13 protein-coding genes and 1 pseudogene are annotated in these 16323 nt (G+C 71.2%); 7 read left to right on the top strand and 7 right to left on the bottom strand.

Going from position 1 to position 16323, the window contains the following annotated elements:
• Positions 1-97 precede the first annotated feature (97 nt).
• The 4 genes from ACIBPB_RS06810 to ACIBPB_RS06825 are packed head-to-tail and all read left to right on the top strand — an operon-like array spanning position 98 to position 3604.
• Positions 98-1210 (top strand): ABC transporter substrate-binding protein, encoded by a 1113-nt coding sequence (locus ACIBPB_RS06810; protein ID WP_396838602.1) that lies wholly within the window; start codon positions 98-100, stop codon positions 1208-1210.
• Between the two features lie 6 nt (positions 1211-1216).
• Positions 1217-1987 (top strand): ABC transporter permease, encoded by a 771-nt coding sequence (locus tag ACIBPB_RS06815; RefSeq protein ID WP_396838604.1) that lies wholly within the window; start codon positions 1217-1219, stop codon positions 1985-1987.
• Positions 1984-2799: an ABC transporter permease gene (locus ACIBPB_RS06820; RefSeq protein ID WP_396838605.1), complete on the top strand. Its 816-nt coding sequence runs from the start codon at positions 1984-1986 to the stop codon at positions 2797-2799. The genes ACIBPB_RS06815 and ACIBPB_RS06820 overlap by 4 nt, the downstream gene beginning before the upstream one ends.
• A complete protein-coding gene (locus ACIBPB_RS06825) occupies positions 2792-3604 on the top strand; it encodes an ABC transporter ATP-binding protein (RefSeq protein WP_396838607.1) in 813 nt (270 codons plus the stop codon). Before ACIBPB_RS06820 ends, ACIBPB_RS06825 begins: the two co-directional genes overlap by 8 nt.
• A 25-nt stretch (positions 3605-3629) precedes the next feature.
• On the opposite strand, the pseudogene ACIBPB_RS06830 reads toward ACIBPB_RS06825, so the two are convergent.
• Positions 3630-3992 (bottom strand): annotated as a pseudogene (locus ACIBPB_RS06830) (hypothetical protein).
• Entirely contained in the window at positions 3929-4261 is a 333-nt protein-coding gene (locus tag ACIBPB_RS06835; RefSeq protein WP_396838608.1) for a DUF1565 domain-containing protein, read from the bottom strand. The pseudogene ACIBPB_RS06830 and the gene ACIBPB_RS06835 overlap by 64 nt, the downstream one beginning before the upstream one ends.
• Positions 4262-4391: 130 nt before the next feature.
• Here ACIBPB_RS06835 and ACIBPB_RS06840 point away from each other — a divergent pair, with 130 nt between their 5' ends.
• Complete coding sequence (locus tag ACIBPB_RS06840; RefSeq protein ID WP_396838610.1) at positions 4392-5348, top strand: PaaX family transcriptional regulator C-terminal domain-containing protein; 957 nt, start codon at positions 4392-4394, stop codon at positions 5346-5348.
• Here the strand turns inward: ACIBPB_RS06840 and ACIBPB_RS06845 are convergent.
• Positions 5329-7029: a CocE/NonD family hydrolase gene (locus ACIBPB_RS06845; RefSeq protein WP_396838611.1), complete on the bottom strand. Its 1701-nt coding sequence runs from the start codon at positions 7027-7029 to the stop codon at positions 5329-5331. The genes ACIBPB_RS06840 and ACIBPB_RS06845 overlap by 20 nt on opposite strands.
• A 176-nt stretch (positions 7030-7205) precedes the next feature.
• On the opposite strand from ACIBPB_RS06845, the gene ACIBPB_RS06850 reads away from it, so the two are divergent.
• Positions 7206-8744 (top strand): glycoside hydrolase family 43 protein, encoded by a 1539-nt coding sequence (locus tag ACIBPB_RS06850; protein WP_396838612.1) that lies wholly within the window; start codon positions 7206-7208, stop codon positions 8742-8744.
• A gap of 125 nt (positions 8745-8869) precedes the next feature.
• On the opposite strand, the gene ACIBPB_RS06855 is transcribed toward ACIBPB_RS06850, so the two are convergent.
• From ACIBPB_RS06855 to ACIBPB_RS06870, 4 genes are all read right to left on the bottom strand, one after another.
• Positions 8870-10081, bottom strand: coding sequence for an exo-alpha-sialidase (locus ACIBPB_RS06855; RefSeq protein ID WP_396838613.1), 1212 nt, complete (start codon positions 10079-10081; stop codon positions 8870-8872).
• Between the two features lie 78 nt (positions 10082-10159).
• Positions 10160-11029, bottom strand: coding sequence for a carbohydrate ABC transporter permease (locus ACIBPB_RS06860; RefSeq protein ID WP_396838614.1), 870 nt, complete (start codon positions 11027-11029; stop codon positions 10160-10162).
• Positions 11026-11979: a carbohydrate ABC transporter permease gene (locus ACIBPB_RS06865; RefSeq protein WP_396838834.1), complete on the bottom strand. Its 954-nt coding sequence runs from the start codon at positions 11977-11979 to the stop codon at positions 11026-11028. The genes ACIBPB_RS06860 and ACIBPB_RS06865 overlap by 4 nt, the downstream gene beginning before the upstream one ends.
• A gap of 71 nt (positions 11980-12050) precedes the next feature.
• Positions 12051-13316, bottom strand: a complete 1266-nt coding sequence (locus ACIBPB_RS06870) for an ABC transporter substrate-binding protein (RefSeq protein WP_396838615.1) — start codon at positions 13314-13316, stop codon at positions 12051-12053.
• Positions 13317-13719: 403 nt separating this feature from the next.
• Between ACIBPB_RS06870 and ACIBPB_RS06875 the strand changes: the two genes are divergently transcribed.
• Positions 13720-16089, top strand: a complete 2370-nt coding sequence (locus ACIBPB_RS06875; protein WP_396838616.1) for a glycosyl hydrolase family 95 catalytic domain-containing protein — start codon at positions 13720-13722, stop codon at positions 16087-16089.
• The last annotated feature ends 234 nt before the right edge of the window (positions 16090-16323 follow it).

Below are 16323 nucleotides of genomic sequence, written 5' to 3' on the forward strand. Positions count from 1 at the left end.
CCGCCGCACAACCAACCGCACAGTTTGGTCACAAAATCGTCGCGCGTCAAGACGTTTCTCAATGGAAAGTACGACCGGCCGGCGCTCCCGAATAGCAATGCCACCGGCGATATCTGAATTCTTGACAATCAATCTGTTCTGCCTGACGCTGATCGACGCGGCCGGACGGTCCACGTCACCTCGCCGGCCCCAACTCGTCGGGATGCACCAGCGCTGCGCACGGAAGGGCCCGTCCATGAAGAAGGTCACCGCCCTCGCTGTTCTCGCCAGCATCGCGATCGCCCTGACGGGTTGTACGGATTCCGATGCCACCTCCCCGACTCCCGGAGCGAGCGGCGACCTGCGGAAGGTCCGGGTGGCGGCGCTGCCCATCAGCGAGACCGCGGCGCTGTGGGGCGGCATCAAGGCGGGCATCTTCCGGGAGCAGGGGCTCGACGTGGAGGTGCTGCCCGCGCAGGGCGGCGCGCAGGCCATCCCGGCCCTGATCAACGGCGACATCGATTTCGCCATCGGTCAGCCGTTCGGCCCGTTCCGCGCCGATCTGCAGAACCTCGGCGTGGTGATCGTCGGAAACTACGCGTCGTCCTACCCGGACGGTGACGACATCAACGCCGTGGTGGCATCGGCGAAATCCGGCATCACCCGGCCGGCCCAGCTCGCCGGGCGCAAGGTGTCGGTCAACAGCCTGGGCGCCGCCGGCGATGTCACCATCATGGCCGCGGTCGAGAAGGACGGCGGCGACCCCACCAAGGTCAAGTTCGTCGAGGTCGCCTTCCCGGACGCCCCGGCCCAGCTCGCGGCCGGCAACATCGACGCCGCCTGGGTGACCGAGCCGTTCATCACCCAACTGCGCAAGCGCGGCGACGTGCTCGTGGTCGCGCCGTATCAGGCCACGGTCCCGGGGCTCGCCACCCTCACCACGATCACGTCGGCCAAGCTGACGAAGTCGGACGCCTCGCTAGTCGCGGACTTCTCGGCGGCGATGAAGAAGACGCTGGCCTGGGCCAAGGATCCGGCCAACGAGGCAAGCCTCCGACAGGCCATCAAGGACAATCTCGAGCTACCGGATGCGGTCGCGGACTCCGTGCGGCTCCCGGCGTTCGGGTGGGAACTCGACCGGGCGAGCCTGGAGCAACTGGCGGCGCTCGCCCAGAAGTACCACGTGCTCGACCGGCGGCCCGACCTCGACCGCCTCATCCAGCAGCAGTAGCCGGCCGTGCGCAAGGTTCTGCTGGGCGCCCTCGGCCTGCTGGGGTTCCTCGTCGGCTGGCAACTGATCCCGACGCTGGGACTGGTCGACCCGCAGTACCTGCCGTACGTCACGGACGTGATCGGGTGGCTCTTCCATGAGCTGCGGGACCTGGCGTTCTGGCGGCGGCTCTCGTACACCATGACGTCGTGGGCGATCGGCCTGGCGATGGCGACGCTCGCGGCGGTCGTGCTGGGCGCGGCGGTCGGGATGGTGCCGTTCCTGCGGCGGGCGACGCACACGACGGTCGAGTTCCTGCGGCCGGTGCCGTCGGTCGCGCTGATCCCGCTCGCCGTGCTGATGTTCGGCCTGCACCTGCGCGCCGCCCTCGTCATCATCGTCTATGCCGCGTTCTGGCAGGTGTTCGTGCAGGTCATCTACGGTGTCGCCGACATCGACACGGTGGCCCGGGACACCGCTCGCAGTTTCCGCCTCACCCGCCGGGAGCGCCTGCGGTACCTGGTCCTCCCGGCCGCGCTGCCGTACCTGCTGACCGGTCTGCGCCTCGCCGCGGCGGTCGCACTCATCCTGGCCGTCACCGCGGAGATGGTGATCGGCAACCCCGGCCTCGGGCGCATGATCGAGCTCTCCCGCTCCGCCGGGGACGCCGTCGGCCTGTACGGCCTCGTCGTGGTCACCGGGATGCTCGGTCTGCTGGTGAACGTCGTGTTCCGCTTCGTCGAACGGCGCTCGTTGGCCTGGCACCAGTCGGTACTCGCGGAGGAGGCCGCCCGATGACCGCCCTCGGCGCAGGAAAGGCCCGGCTGCCCGGCCCGGTCCTGCGGGCCGTCGAGAACGTCCTGTTCGCGCTCGGCCTGCCCGTGCTGACCGTGGTGCTCTGGGGCATCTGGTCCGCCGGATCGACGAACCGGTTCTTCGTCGGCCCGCTCACCATCCTCGACGCGTTCCGGCGGACCTGGATCGGCCCGGCGTTCGTCGACGACGTCCTGCCGAGTTTGTACCGGCTCGCCCTCGGCCTCGTCGCGTCGATCCTCCTCGGCGTCGCCGCCGGCGTCGTCATCGGCCTGCTCCGCCCGCTACGCGAACTCCTCGAGCCGCTGCTGGAGTTCTTCCGGGCGCTGCCGCCGCCGGTGCTGATCCCGGTCATGATGCTGCTGCTCGGCATCACCGACACGATGCGGGTCGTCGTCATCGTGTCCGGCGCGGTCTGGCCGATCCTGTTGAACACGATCGACGGCGTCCGGGCGACCGACAGCGTGATGCTGGAAACCGCCGACTCGTTCCGGATCCCCCGCTGGGAACGGCTGTGGGCGCTGGTGCTCCCGGCGGCGAGTCCGCGCATCATGACCGGCGTACGGCAGGCGCTCTCGGTGGCGCTGATCCTCATGGTGATCTCGGAGATGTTCGCCTCGTCCGCCGGCCTCGGATACCGGATCGCCTACTTCCAACGGAACTACCTGGTCGCCGAGATGTGGAGCGGCATCCTCCTGCTCGGCCTCATCGGCGTCCTCCTCGCCGTGGCCTTCGGTCTCGTCGAACGCCGCGTCCTGCGCTGGTACCACGGAATGAAGGAGATCACCCGTGCCTGACGAGAGCCCGCTGCTGAGGGTCGAGCACCTGCGGAAGGTCTACGCCTCCGCCCAGGGCGAGGTCGAGGCGATCGGGGATCTCAGTTTCACCATGGCTCCCGGCGAACTGGTGTGCGTCGTCGGTCCCTCCGGTTGCGGAAAGACCACCCTGCTGAAATGCCTGGCCGGACTGCTCCGGCCCACCAGCGGCCTGGTCGAGATGGAGGGCTCACCGGTGACCGGCCCGAGCCCGGCGATGGCCGTGGTCTTCCAGGAGTACGGCCGCAGCCTCTACCCGTGGCTGACGGTCCAGGGCAACGTCGAGCTTCCGCTGCGCCACAAGAAGCTTTCCCGCGCCGAACGCCGCCGGATGGTGGCCGACGCCATCGAGGCGGTCGGCCTGCCCCGGTCCGCGGACAGCCATCCCTGGCAGCTCTCCGGCGGGATGCAGCAACGGGTGGCGATCGCCCGCGCCATCGCGTACCAACCCGAAGTGCTGATCATGGACGAGCCGTTCGCCGCGGTGGACGCGCAGACCCGCGCGGACCTGGAGGACCTCGTACGCGAGCTGCACCTGAGCCGCGGGATCTCCACGATCTTCGTGACGCACGACATCGACGAGTCGGTGTACCTGGGCCAACGGGTCCTCGTGCTGTCCAACTCCCCGACCCGGGTGCAGGAGGACCTCGTGATCGACCTCCCGGCGGAGCGCGATCAGCTCACCACCCGGGCCCTGCCCCGCTTCACCGAGCTGCGGACCCACGTCTACGCGCAGATCCAGCGGGCCAAGCGCGGGGCGGTCACGGCGCCACCGGTGGCGCCGTGACCGTACGGCCCGGGCGGGGCCGTGCTCAGAACACGCGCGTCCGGCTCACCCCGGACCGAAGGCCCGCGATCGGGCCGGCGGCACCCTGGAAGTTGGCCCAGATCGTCGTCTGCTCGCCGACCTCGGCGTACCAGACGAGCTGGGTCTGGTCGGGATCGCGGACCGGACGGGTCACCCTGGTCCAGTCGTCGACGACCTCGGTCCGCCGGGGCGGATCGTCGACCTCGGCCCGGCTGGCCACCTCCTAGCCGCTCAACCCGTTCAGGTAGACGTCGCCGAGGTGCCGGCGGGGCGCCCCCTTCGGGTAGACGATCCAGTCGCCGGTCACCTCCTCGGCGAACGGGTTGAACGAGCCGAACAGCGAGTTGTCGACCACCGCCCGCCACACCGTGCCACCCAGTGGTTCCCAGCCGTGATCCGTTCCGATCCCTTGATCACCACGTGTTCGCCGGACGCCGCCTGGTAGGTGATGCGGCGGGCGTCGCTGAGACCGCCGTAGCGTGGCTTCACCCACTCGCGGTACTCCCCCGCGTGCACCAGCACGGTGTCACCGGGCTGGGCGACGCCGGCCGCCCGGTTGATCGTCCGGAACGGCCGTTCGGCGCTGCCGTCGGCGCGATCCGAACCGCTGGTCGCCACATGGAATACGGATGCCATCCGGTGGGCCCTTCTGGCCGAGGGGTGCCGATGTCAGGGGTCGACGCCGGGGCGGGGCGCCACGGGTCGCCGCGCATAATCATGGACCTGCCGATGTCGTCGAGCCCAGCCCGATCCCGAGCACCGGAGCGTGTCCGTGGTAACCCCGTACGAAATGGAGGACGTGGTCCCCGATCTCACCGGCTCGGTGCGGCTTCCCCGCCGTCAGGCCGGCAGCTCGCCGCAGGGCCTGGCGATGACCTTGATCGCGGACTACACCGCGCGTACGCGCGCCTGGCTGCCCTCGGCGTCGATCGTCGCGCTGCTCGCGGAGACCGGGGTCAGCACCGCCGGCGCCCGTACGGCCATCAGCCGGCTGGCCCGCCGGGGCGTCCTGGAGAACTGCCGGGACGGGCGGCACAGCTCGTACCGGCTGACCCAGCCGGCCGCCGATGAGCTGCTCAGCGGCGGGGCGTGGATCGCCGGATTCGCCGCCGGCGCCGACTCGTGGGACGGGTGCTGGACGCTGGTCGCCTTCTCCCTGCCCCAGGAGGCGAACGGTCACCGGCGCGCGCTGCGCGACCAGTTGCGCTGGCTGGGCTTCGCGTCGCTTTTCGACGGGCTGTGGGTCTCCCCCGACGCGCTGAACCCGACCGTCGAGACCCGCCTGCGGACCTTCGGCGTGGGTGCGATGAGCATCTTCCGGGCGCGTCACGTGGACCTGGCGAGCCCGAGCAACCGGTCCCCGCTCGAGGCCTGGGACGTGGCCGCCATCGCCCACCAGTACGAGACCTTCATCCAGCGGTGGCAGCCGCTGCTCCCGCGGGTGCGGGCCGGGCGGATCACCGGCGCCCAGGCGGTCGCGACCCGCACCGCGGTGATGGACACCTACCGGCGCTTCCCCGTCCTCGACCCGCAGCTGCCGATCCAGCTCATGCCCCCCGGTTGGCCCCGGGCCCGCGCCCGGGAACTGTTCGTCGCGGTCTACGACGGCCTCGCCGCGCCGGCTCAGCAGCATGTCCGCGCGGTCGTCGCCCGGTTCGCCGACGCACCCGACCCGGGTATCCGCGCGCACACCACGCGGGATCTCAGCGCGGCCGCCGGGTAGCGGCCGTTCCGGTCCAGATCGGCAGGTCGATCCGGGACGGGTGGGCGCCGTCGTGGGAGATCTCCTGCTCCGCCCGTACGGTGGTGGTCGCGGTGGCGGCGGGTTCGCCGGTGCCGGGATTGCGGGCGTAGCGCGGGTGCGCTCCGGAGCTGACCTGCACGGCGACGCGGTGGCCGGCGGCGAAGCGGTGGAACGCCGGCCACAGCGGCACCTCCAGCGTCACGAAACCGTCCTCGTCGGGCCGCGGGTCGGTGGCCGCGGTGCCGATGCCGCCGATGCGGCGGATGCCGTCGCACACGCTCATCGAGCGGCCGTCGGGGTGCACGTCGCAGATCCGGATGAACAGGTCCGCGCTGGCGGCCGTCGAGCGGAACCGGACCCGGGCGATCGGCTCCCCGGCGAGCACGATCGCGTGCTCCAGCGGTGGGCTGCGGAAGACGACCACGTCCGGGCGGCGTTCGTGGGCGCTGTTGTCGACCGGCCCGGGGTTCGGGCCCATGCTGGGACCGCCGAGGGCGGGGGTGGGCCGGTCGGGGTCGTAGGTGTATCGGGTGGCGCCCGCGTCGGGGACGGCCGGGTCGAGCAGCCCGGACGGGTGCAGGTGCCACCGCTGCGCGGCGGTGCCCGGCGGTGGCCACGCGGGCAGGTCGTGCCACTGCTCCGCGCCGGTGAGAAAGGCGCGCACGGGCGCCGGCCGGGTCGCGGGCGCGCCGGCGAAGTGTTCCTTGAGGAACGCGATCGACTCGGCGAGGAACGGGCTCTGCTCGCCGCGGTGGCCCCACGGGCCCACGGTCAGCCGCGGCGGGCGACCGGCCGCGACGAGTTGGGCGTAGTTCCGCAGCTGCCAGGGCAGGAAGATGTCGTACCAGCCGGTGGCCAGGTAGACGGGCGCGGTGACGTCGGGCACCGAGGCGGTGTGCGACTGCTGGGTCCAGAAGTCGTCGGTGAGCGCCTCGTGCGTCACCCAGTCCTGGTACCAGCCGATCGGGTGGCCGGCCACGGCGGTGTCGCCGCGGGACAGCGGCAGCACGTCGAAGGCCTCGGCCAGCTTCCGGTCCGGCCGCCGCGCGAGTCGCGCCCTGACCAGGGCGCCGCGCACGCCCCGCAGGTCCATCAGGCGTGACCAGCCGAGCGAGCCGCCCAGCGAGAAGGCGCCGTTGGTCCAGGTGATCGGGCCGAAGTCGGCCATCGTGACGTTCAGGCACAGCGCGTCCGGGGCGTTCGCGGGGTCCTCGCGGCACATCCGTCCCGCCACGGCCCACTGGGTGTAGCCGAGGTAGCTCTCCCCGTACGTCGCGACGGTGCCGGTGCACCAGGGCTGGCGGCGTACCCACCGGTGGGTGGCCATGCCGTCGCGCTGCTCGTCGAGCTGGGGTCGGAAGCTGCCGCCGGAGCCACCCGTGCCCCGGCAGCTCTGCACCAGCACGGTGAACCCCTCGCCGGCCAGCGCCTGCGCGTGGGTGAGCGAGCCGTGCCGGCCGTACGGCGAGCGGACCACGATCGTGGGCAGCGGCGGTTCCACCGGGCCGACCGGCAGGTAGAGGTCGGCGAGCAGCTCGACGCCGTCGTCCATCGGCACGCGCAGCCTGCGCCGCACGGTGACGGCGTACGGGGGTTCCGTGGCCGGGTGGCGACGGGCCCGGCGGAGCCGGCCGGACAGTCGGCGGCGGAGACTTGTCATCACTCGTCCTCGGTCGGGGAGGTGATCAACGATACGACCGGTCCGTGAACCCGGTCGCGGCATGGAATCCGTGCCGGGCGGGCTGCGCAGACGCGCGCCCATGCCGCATGCTGACCCGGCGCCGGCCGCCGGGCCGCGCACGCGCGTCGTGCCCGTACCAGGGAAGGGATGGAGCGATGGAACCGGTGCCCGCGGAGGGCGACGCCCTCAGCTGCCGCAACCCGATTCTCCCGGGCTTCTGGCCCGATCCGAGCATCTGCCGGGCCGGTGACGACTACTACCTGGTGTGCTCCAGCTTCGAGTACACGCCCGGCGTGCCGATCTTCCACAGCCGTGACCTGTGCCGCTGGCGTCAGATCGGCAACGTGCTCGACCGTCCCGGCCAACTCGAGTTGCCCGTCGACACGCCGGCCTCGCGGGGCATCTACGCGCCCACGATCCGCTACCACGACGGCCGGTTCTGGATGGTCACGACGAACGTCACGCTCGGTCGGCACCTGATCGTGACGGCGACCGACCCGGCCGGCCCCTGGTCGGATCCGGTCTACCTGGACCTGCCCCACGTGGACCCGTCCCTGGCCTGGGACGAGGACGGCAACTGCTGGCTGACGGTGTCCGGGGTGGAGTCGTACCGGATCGACCCGCGCACCGGAGAGGTCTTCGAAGGGCCGGTGGCGATGTGGTCGGGAACGGGTGGCCAGTATCCCGAGGCGCCGCATCTGTACCGGGTCGGCGACTGGTGGTACCTGCTGGTCTCGGAGGGCGGCACGCACACCGGCCACGCGGTGAGCGTCGCCCGCGCCCGCTCGCCGCGCGGGCCGTTCCAGCCCGGGCCGGCCAATCCGATCCTGACGCATCGCGGTACCGACCGGCCGGTGCAGGCGACCGGACATGCCGACCTGGTCGAGGCCGCCGACGGCAGGTGGTGGATGGTGCTGCTGGGCATCCGGCCCAGGGGCCAGTGGCCGCCGTACCACGTCCTGGGGCGGGAGACCTTCCTGGTGCCGGTGCGCTGGGTCGACGGGTGGCCGGTGGTCGACCCGGTCCCGACCGACACCGGCCCGGCGGGGACCAGCCGGTGGGACGACCGGGATGACTTCGACGGCGACCGGCTGGGGGTGCAGTGGATCTCCCCCCGGAACCGGTCGGCCTCGGCGTGGTCGCTGACCGACCGGCCCGGCTGGCTGACCCTGCACGCCACCGGTGAGAGCCTCGACCGGAGCGGCGCCACCATCGTCGGCCGCCGCCAACAGCACCATGACTGCCGGGTCAGCGCCCGCATCGATCCCGGCACCGGCCGATCGGGCCTGACCATCAGGATCGACGAGGCGCATCACTACGACCTGGAGATCGCGCGCGGGCAGGCCCGGGTCGTCGGCCGGGTCGGGCCGTTTCGTCAGGTGTTCGGGGAGTGCCCGGTGCCCGCCGGTGCGGTGACCGTGGCATTGACCATCCGGACCGACAACGTGCTGCCCCCGACGGTCACCTCGTCCGACGCCCTGGCGCAGGCGGGCCACGTGGGCGTCCTCGCCGCCGGGAGTGACACGATCAGCTTCGAGGTCGAGACCGAGGGCGGCTGGGCGTGCCTGGCGGAACTCGACGGGCGCTACCTGTCCACCGAGGTCGCCTCCGGGTTCACCGGCCGGGTCATCGGCATGTACGTCACCGAGGGAACCGCCCGGTTCGACTGGTTCGATTACCGGTCGGCACGTTGACCGGCCGGCGCCTCCGCCGACCCACTCCCGGGTACGGCGGAGGGCCGTCCACGGTGTCGTCCGCTGACTGGCCGCGGCCGCGTGCGAACAGCGGCCCCGCGTCGCCGCCGCTGCCGTAGTAGTTGTCAGGGCAGTCGCACCACGCCGGCCTGGATGGGCCCGTTCTCGGCGTAGTACGGACCGGTCACCACGAGGACGAGGCCGGGCTCGCGCCACGATCCGGTGCTCGCCAGCGGCATGGTGTACCGGCTGTAGCCGCCCGGGATCGCGCAGGGCACCCGCTGCCAGCTGTCCGGGTCGCCGAGGTCGCGGTTGAGGAACAGGTCCTGGTCGCTGTTGGCGGTGACCGCGATCGTCCCCTTCGGGCCGCCGGAGTCCGACCACGAGACGACCGGGGCGGCCGACGGGACGTAGCCGTCCTGGTCGTGCAGCACGAGGGCGGGTGCCGGGCCGAACGCCTCCGGGTCCCTCGCCAGCTTGTAGTGGACGGCGTAGAAGTTGTCGCCGGTGTCGCCGCCGCCCTCATACATCATGATCCACAAGCTGTGGTGCACCTGCGCGACGGTGGTCATGCCGGGGCGTTGGCTGTAGTCCGTACCGACGGCGTCGTTGACCACCGGGCCCCAGGTGCGCAGGTCCCGGCTGGTCTGATGGGCCAACTTCTGCCCGTACTTCGGGTCCCGCTGGTCGGAGTAGTAACAGATGAGCCGGTCCCGGTGCAGCAGCAGGAACGGCTCCCAGACCGGCGTGTAGCCGTTTTCCGGTACCGGCGCGCCACCCTCGGTGACCGTGCTGAGGAACGTCCAGGTGGCCCCGCCGTCGACGCTCGCGTACAGCTGGATCGTCGTGCTGGAGAAGTCGTCCAGCGAGTTGCCGGCACACAGCACCGCGCCCTTCGGGAGGCCGGCGAAGGCCCGCGGCAGCACGTACAGGAACGGCTGCAGCCACCACCCCGCGGCCTCGTCGGTGCCCGGCACGTTGCTGTGCCGGTGCCAGGTGTGACCGCCGTCGTCGCTGCGGAAGATCGGGAACCCGGGCGCCCCGAACTGCTGGAAGGTCGCCAGCAGGGTGTTCGATCCCTCGATCCGCACGGCGCGGGCGTACGACGCCCCGTTTCCGGGGTCCGCCACCACCACCGGCCCGAACGGGCCCGCGCCGCCCGACCCGGCGGGCGGCGCCGGCGCCGCGAACGCCGGCTCCGACAGGCCCAGCGACAACCCGGCGAGCGCGAGCGTGCCCTGCCCCAGCAGCGCCCGGCGCGACAGGTGAAGGCCCCGGACCGGCCCTCCCGGTCCAGCGGTGGACGGGCTCAGGTGGGATCGGATGTCATCCCGCACAGTTACCTCCCAGTGGGCGACACGACGTACTGGAGCGAGTTGACCGGCGGTACCGGACCCGGGAACGGCGGCGACCCCTCATCCCTTGAACGCGCCCTCCATGATTCCCTGCACCAGCCGCCGCCCGACGAAGACGAACAGCACCAGCAGGGGAATGGTGGCCAGGAACGAGCCGGACATGGCCAGGCCCAGGTCGATGTCCCGGTTCTGCTGCAGCGCCTTGATGGCGATCTGGACGGTGTAGTTCTCCGGCGACTTCAACACGATGAACGGCCACAGGAAGTCGTTCCACGCGTAGACGAAGGTGAACAGCCCCAGCACGAATGCCGCCGGGCGGACCAGCGGGAAGGCGATCCGCCAGAAGATCTGCCAGGTGGTCGCGCCGTCCACACGCGCCGCGTGCATCAGCTCGTCGTCGATGCTGCTGCCGATGTGCTGGCGCATCCAGAAGATGCCGAACGCGCTGACCAACCCCGGCACGATCACCGCCTGCAGGGTGTCCACCCAGTTGAACTCGGAGATGATCAGGTACTGCGGGACGATGGCCAACTGCGCCGGCACCGTCATGGTCAGCACGACGATGAGGAACAGGGTGTTGCGGCCCGGGAAGGACAGCTTGGCGAAGGCGAAGCCGGCCAACGCGCAGAGCACCGCCTGGCCCACGGCGACCGTGCCGGCGACGATGAGGCTGTTCAGGAGGGACTGCACGAACGGCACGATGGTGAAGACCAGCTTCGCCAGGTGCAGGAAGTTGCCGCCGGGGGTGAGGTGCGGCGGCAGAGTCGTCGCGGTGGCGGTGTCCGTTGTCGCCACCACGAACATCCAGTAGAGCGGAAAGACACTGACGAGTGCCATGAGGGTGAGCAGTGCGTAGACCGCCATCGGGACGCGGTTGGCGTGGCGCCGCCGGACCCGCGCGGGCGTGGCGGTCGAGGGTGCGGGCTTCATGGGCGCTCCGAGCGGATGCGGGTGGCCAGCAGGTAGTTGAACGCGGAGAAGGCCACCACGATGACGAAGAGTGCGACCCCGACCGCCGCGCCGTAGCCGAAGTGGAACTGCCCGAAGGACTGCTCGTAGAGGTACAGCGTGACGGTCTGGCACTGCCGGGCCGCCCCGCAGGTCAGTCCGCCCACCGGGTTGACCAGCAGCGGCTCGGTGAACACCTGCAGCCCGCCGATGGTCGACGTCACCACGGTGAACGCGATGATCGGCCGCAGCGAGGGGATGCTGACGTGCAGGAACTGCTTCCAGCCGTTCGCGCCGTCGGCGGCGGCGGCCTCGTACAACTCCCGGGGCACCGCCTGGAGCGAGGCGAGGTACAGCAGGGTGTTGTACCCGGTCCAGCGCCAGGCGATCATCGTGGCGATCATGATGTGGCTGCCCCACAGCGACGCGGTGAAGTCGATGTGCTCGAAGCCCAGCAGCTCGAGGAACCAGTTGATCATGCCGTAGTCGCGGTCGAACATCTGCGCGAAGACGATGGTCGTGGCCGCCACCGAGGTGACGTAGGGAACGAGCACCGACATCCGGAACAACGTGGCCAGCCGCAGCCGCGCATGGTTGAGCAGGTGCGCCAGGCCGAGCGCCAGGAGCAACTGCGGCACCGTCGACAGCACCCAGATGCTGAACGTGTTGCGCAGGGCGCCCCAGAAGCGCGGGTCGTGCATGAGCTCGGTGAAGTTCTCCAGCCCCACGAAGCGGTGCTCGCCGATGGGATTCCAGTCGAACAGCGAGATGTAGAAGGTGAACAGCAACGGGAAGAGGCCGAAGATCAGGAAGAGCACGAAGAACGGCGAGATGTACGCGTACGGCGCCAGCCGCTCCCGTACGCTCTGTTGGATCCGCCGCTTCCGGCTGGGTGTCCGGAGGTCCGGTGCGGCGGCGGCCGGGCTGAGCATGGTGGTCAAGGCGTCACCTTCCCGAGACGCCGCAGCCGGGCGACACCCGGCTGCGGCGCATCAGTCGTCCGTCAGCCGCGTACCGCGTTCTTGACATTGGTCAGCGCGGTGTCCCAGGCCTTGGCCGGGTCCACCTTGCCCTGTTCGACGCTGGTGAGCGTGTTGAGGAACTCGGTGCCGACCGGGCCGTCCTGGGGACCGAAGTAGAACGGCTTGATCCCCAGCACCGACTGCGTGTAGATCTTGCCGATCGGCGCGTTGCTGAAGAACGGGTCGGTCTTGCCGACCAGCTGCGGGTCGGTGTAGACCGACGGCGTGGTGGGCAACGATCCCAGCATCAGGAAGTGATCAAGCTGGCCCTTCGGCGACTGCATCTCGGAGATGTAGTTCCACGCCGCCTTCGCGTTCTTGGCCCGCTTGGGGATGGCGAGGAAGCTGCCACCCCAGTTCCCCGAACCCCCCGGGATGGTGGCGATGTCCCACTTGCCGTTGGTCTCGGGCGCGTTCGTCTTCATCTGGCTGAGCATCCAGGACGGCGAGCACACCACCGCGTAGTCACCCTTCTTCATGGCCGCGGTCCAGCCGGTCGAGAACGACCCCTGCTTGGCGGAGATGCCCGCGCCGAAGGCCTTCAGCGTTATGTCGAACGCCGCCTTGACCTGCTCGTTGTCGTAGTCCAGCTGGCGGTCGGCGCTGTAGTAGCGCTCGCTGCCCTGGTTGACCGCCTGGAAGAAGACACTGGTCGGCGTGTTGTCCACGAACGGCTTGCCAGTCTTCTGGACGTACGTCTTGCCGACGTTGATGAACTCGTCCCAGGTCGGCCAGAGCTTGGCGACCTCTTCCCGGTCGGTGGGCAGGCCGGCCGCCTTGAACAGGTCGGTACGGTAGGCGACCGCCAGGCCACCGACGTCGGTCGGCACGCCGATGATCTTGCCGTCCTTGGTCGTCGACTGTGCCATCACCCAGTCGAGGTAGTTGCCCTTGATGTCGTTGGCGCCCAGCGTGGTGAGGTCGACGAAGTTGTCCGGAGACTGCATGAACTTCGGCAGGTCGTCAGCCTGGATCAGCACCAGGTCGGGCACCTTGCCACCGGCCAGCGCGGTGGTGAGCGCCTGGGCGGTCTCGGTGGTGCTGCCCACCTCGGTGAGCTTGATGTGCACATCCGGGTGCGCCTTGGTGTAGACGTCGACGTCGTCCTTCTGGTGGATGTTGGCAAACGACCAGAACTCGAAGGTCTTCGAATCGGACGAGTTGGAGTCGCCGCCCGATCCCCCGCAACCGGCGACGAGGAGCGCGACGGTGGCGAAGATGGTTGCGGTAATCCGGACGCGTTTCAACGGCCCTCCATACGCTGATCGTGAGCCGCCGCGGTCCGGGTGGCCACGGCGGATCAGGGTGGCGGTCCTACCCGCAGTGGGCACCGCGGACAGGCGCTGACGAGTCGCCGCGGCGACGGGTCAGCGGTGGCCCCGTCGTTGGCGAGATCGCCGGTCGGCGCTGTGAAAATTATCGAGACTTTTACATGTCACGATTTCGTGCGCTGAGGCTACTAAGTGCCACGTCATCCGTCAACGACCGCACTGCCAGCGGGACCACGGGCCGATGGCGCAGCTTCCTTACCGGACGGTGCCGAAAGTTTCGGCCTGCACTGCCCGGGCACCGGGGGTCCCGCGGCACGTTCCGGGCTGGCATGCTCGGCCTCGCCGCCGTCCCGGGCGGCCCATCGGGCAGGAGCGCGAGATGCGGGTGCTACCGGAGCTGAGGTTCCTGGCCGCGGCCGAACACTGGCAGGAGGCGCTGCCGGTGGGCAACGGCCGGCTGGGAGCCATGGTGCACGGCCGATTCCCCGACGAACGGATCAGCCTCAACGAGGACACCTTCTGGTCCGGCCCGGGTGAGACGGCACCGCCCGACGTACCGCCCGGACTGCTTGATGAGGTACGCGACCTGGTCCGAGCCGGACGGTCGGTGGCGGCGGGATCGCTGCTGCGCGGCACCCAGGGCGCCGACGCCGAGGCGTACCAACCGGTCGGTGACCTGCGGATCAGCCACCTGGATCCGGCCCCCTCGGCCGGCACGACCTACGCGCGCTGGCTGGACCTGCGCGACGGCGTCGCGGTGGTGGAGCGCGGCCCGGTCCGGCAGGAGGTGTTCGCGAGCGTCGGGCACCAGGTCCTGGCCGTGCGGCTGTCCACCACGGACCCGGACGGCCTCCGGCTGGACCTGCGGTGGGCGACGCCGCAGCCCCGGGCGGAGACGCGGGGGTACGGGCCGGCCGGGCTGGCACTGGTGCTGACCGCACCGCGCCACGTGGTGCCCTGGCCGCGCACCGACGGGGTGGTGCCGGGCGACGCCGACAGCCCGGCGATGCGTGCCGCCGCCCTGTGTACGGCCACGGTCGAGGGCGACGCGGCTGCCGTGCGGATCGAGGAGCGGGCCGACGGGCCGGTGCTCGCGGTACGGGCGGCCACCGCGGTGACGGTGTTCGTCGCGATCCGCACCGGCTTCACGACCTGGGACAGCCCACCCGGCCGGGACGTCGAGGCGTGCCTCGCCCGCTGCGCCACGGAGCTGCGGGCGGCGGGCGCGGCCGGGTGGGCGGCGCTGCGCGCGGCGCACGTGGCCGAGCACCGGACGCTGATGGACCGGGTGCGCCTGGTCCTCGACGCCGCCGCGCCGGAGCTGCCCACCGACGTCCGGCTGGCCCGCCGCGCCGCCGGCGACCCGGATGAGCAGCTGTGCGTGCTGGCCTTCGCCTTCGGCCGGTACCTGCTCGCCGCTGCGTCCCGCCCGGGAAGCCAGCCCGCCACCCTGCAGGGCATCTGGAACGACCAGGTGGCGCCGCCGTGGAACTGCCAGTACACGGTCAACATCAACACCCAGATGAACTACTGGCCGGCGGAGACCACGGCGTTGGCCGAGTGCCACCAGCCACTGCTGCGACTGGTCACCGACCTCGCGGTGGCCGGTCGCGGCACGGCCCGCGAGATCTACCGGGCGCGCGGCTGGACCTGCCACCACAACACCGACCTGTGGCGCATCACGGTGCCGGTGGGCAAGGGGCACGGCGACCCGAAGTGGGCGCAGTGGCCGTTGGCCGGGGCCTGGCTGTCCCTGCACCTGGCCGAGCACTGGCGCTTCGGCCGGGACCTCGGCTTCCTGGCCGAGGTGGCGCTGCCGGTCGCGCTGGACGCGGCACGCTTCGTGCGGGACCTGCTCGTCGATGCCCCGGACGGCCACCTGGTGACCTCACCGTCGACCAGCCCGGAGAACGAGTTCGGCACCGGCGACGGGCCGGCCAGCGTCGACGCGGGTACGGCGATGGACCTGACGCTGGTCCGCGAGCTGTTCGAGTTCGTCCTGGAGGCGCAGGCGGCGCTGGAGGCCGCCGGTCTGCCGCTCGGCGACGCGGCGGTGGCCGGCCGGCACGAGGTACGCGCCGCGCTGGCCCGGCTCGCGCCGCTGCGGGTCGGCTCGCGCGGGCAGCTCCTGGAGTGGTCGGCCGAGTACCCGGAGGTCGAGCCGCACCACCGGCACCTGTCCCACCTGGTCGGCCTCTACCCGGGGCAGACGGTCGCCCGCGACCCCCGGCTGCGGGCGGCGGCGCGAAGGTCGCTCACCGAACGCGGTGACGCCGGAACCGGATGGTCGATCGCCTGGAAGATCGGCCTGTGGGCCCGGCTCGGTGACGGCGACGCCGCGCACCGGCTGCTCGGCGCGTACCTGACCCCGGCCGGCGGCGAGCACCAGGGCGGGGTGTACCCCTCGCTGCTCTGCGCCCACCCGCCGTTCCAGATCGACGGGAACTTCGGCGTCACCGCGGCGATCGCGGAACTGCTCGTGCAGAGTCACCTCGTGCATGACGGCGTCCCCGTCATCGAGCTGCTGCCGGCCCTGCCCAGCGCGTGGGGCGCCGGCTCGGTGGCCGGCCTGCGGGCCCGGGGCGCGGTCACCGTCGCGGAACTCGCCTGGGTGGACGGGGCCGTGGTGGCCGCGACGCTGGTGGCCACCGCGGACACCACCGTCGAAGCCCGGTGGCGCGACCGGGCCGGGAACCGGCACACCCGCCGGCTCACCCTCGCCGCCGGGGAACGCGCGACCCTCGCCTAGTGCCGTCCGCGCACCTCGGGACGAGGTGCGGGGAGGTGACGGTCAGGCCAGGTCCAGCGCCACCGTGAGGTACGCGTGCGTGGGCAGCTCGACCGCCAGGCCGCGCGCCCGGCCACGATACAGCGACTGGCGATCATGTCGATCCGCGCGCCGGGCGGCGCCGCTCCTGGGCGGCCTCCGCACTGAAGCCGCCAACCCGGGCCGACCCACCGACGTTGAACTGCGGCCGTCGCG

Origin of the sequence: Micromonospora sp. NPDC049836, from assembly GCF_044465125.1 — a bacterium.
Taxonomy (GTDB): domain Bacteria; phylum Actinomycetota; class Actinomycetes; order Mycobacteriales; family Micromonosporaceae; genus Micromonospora.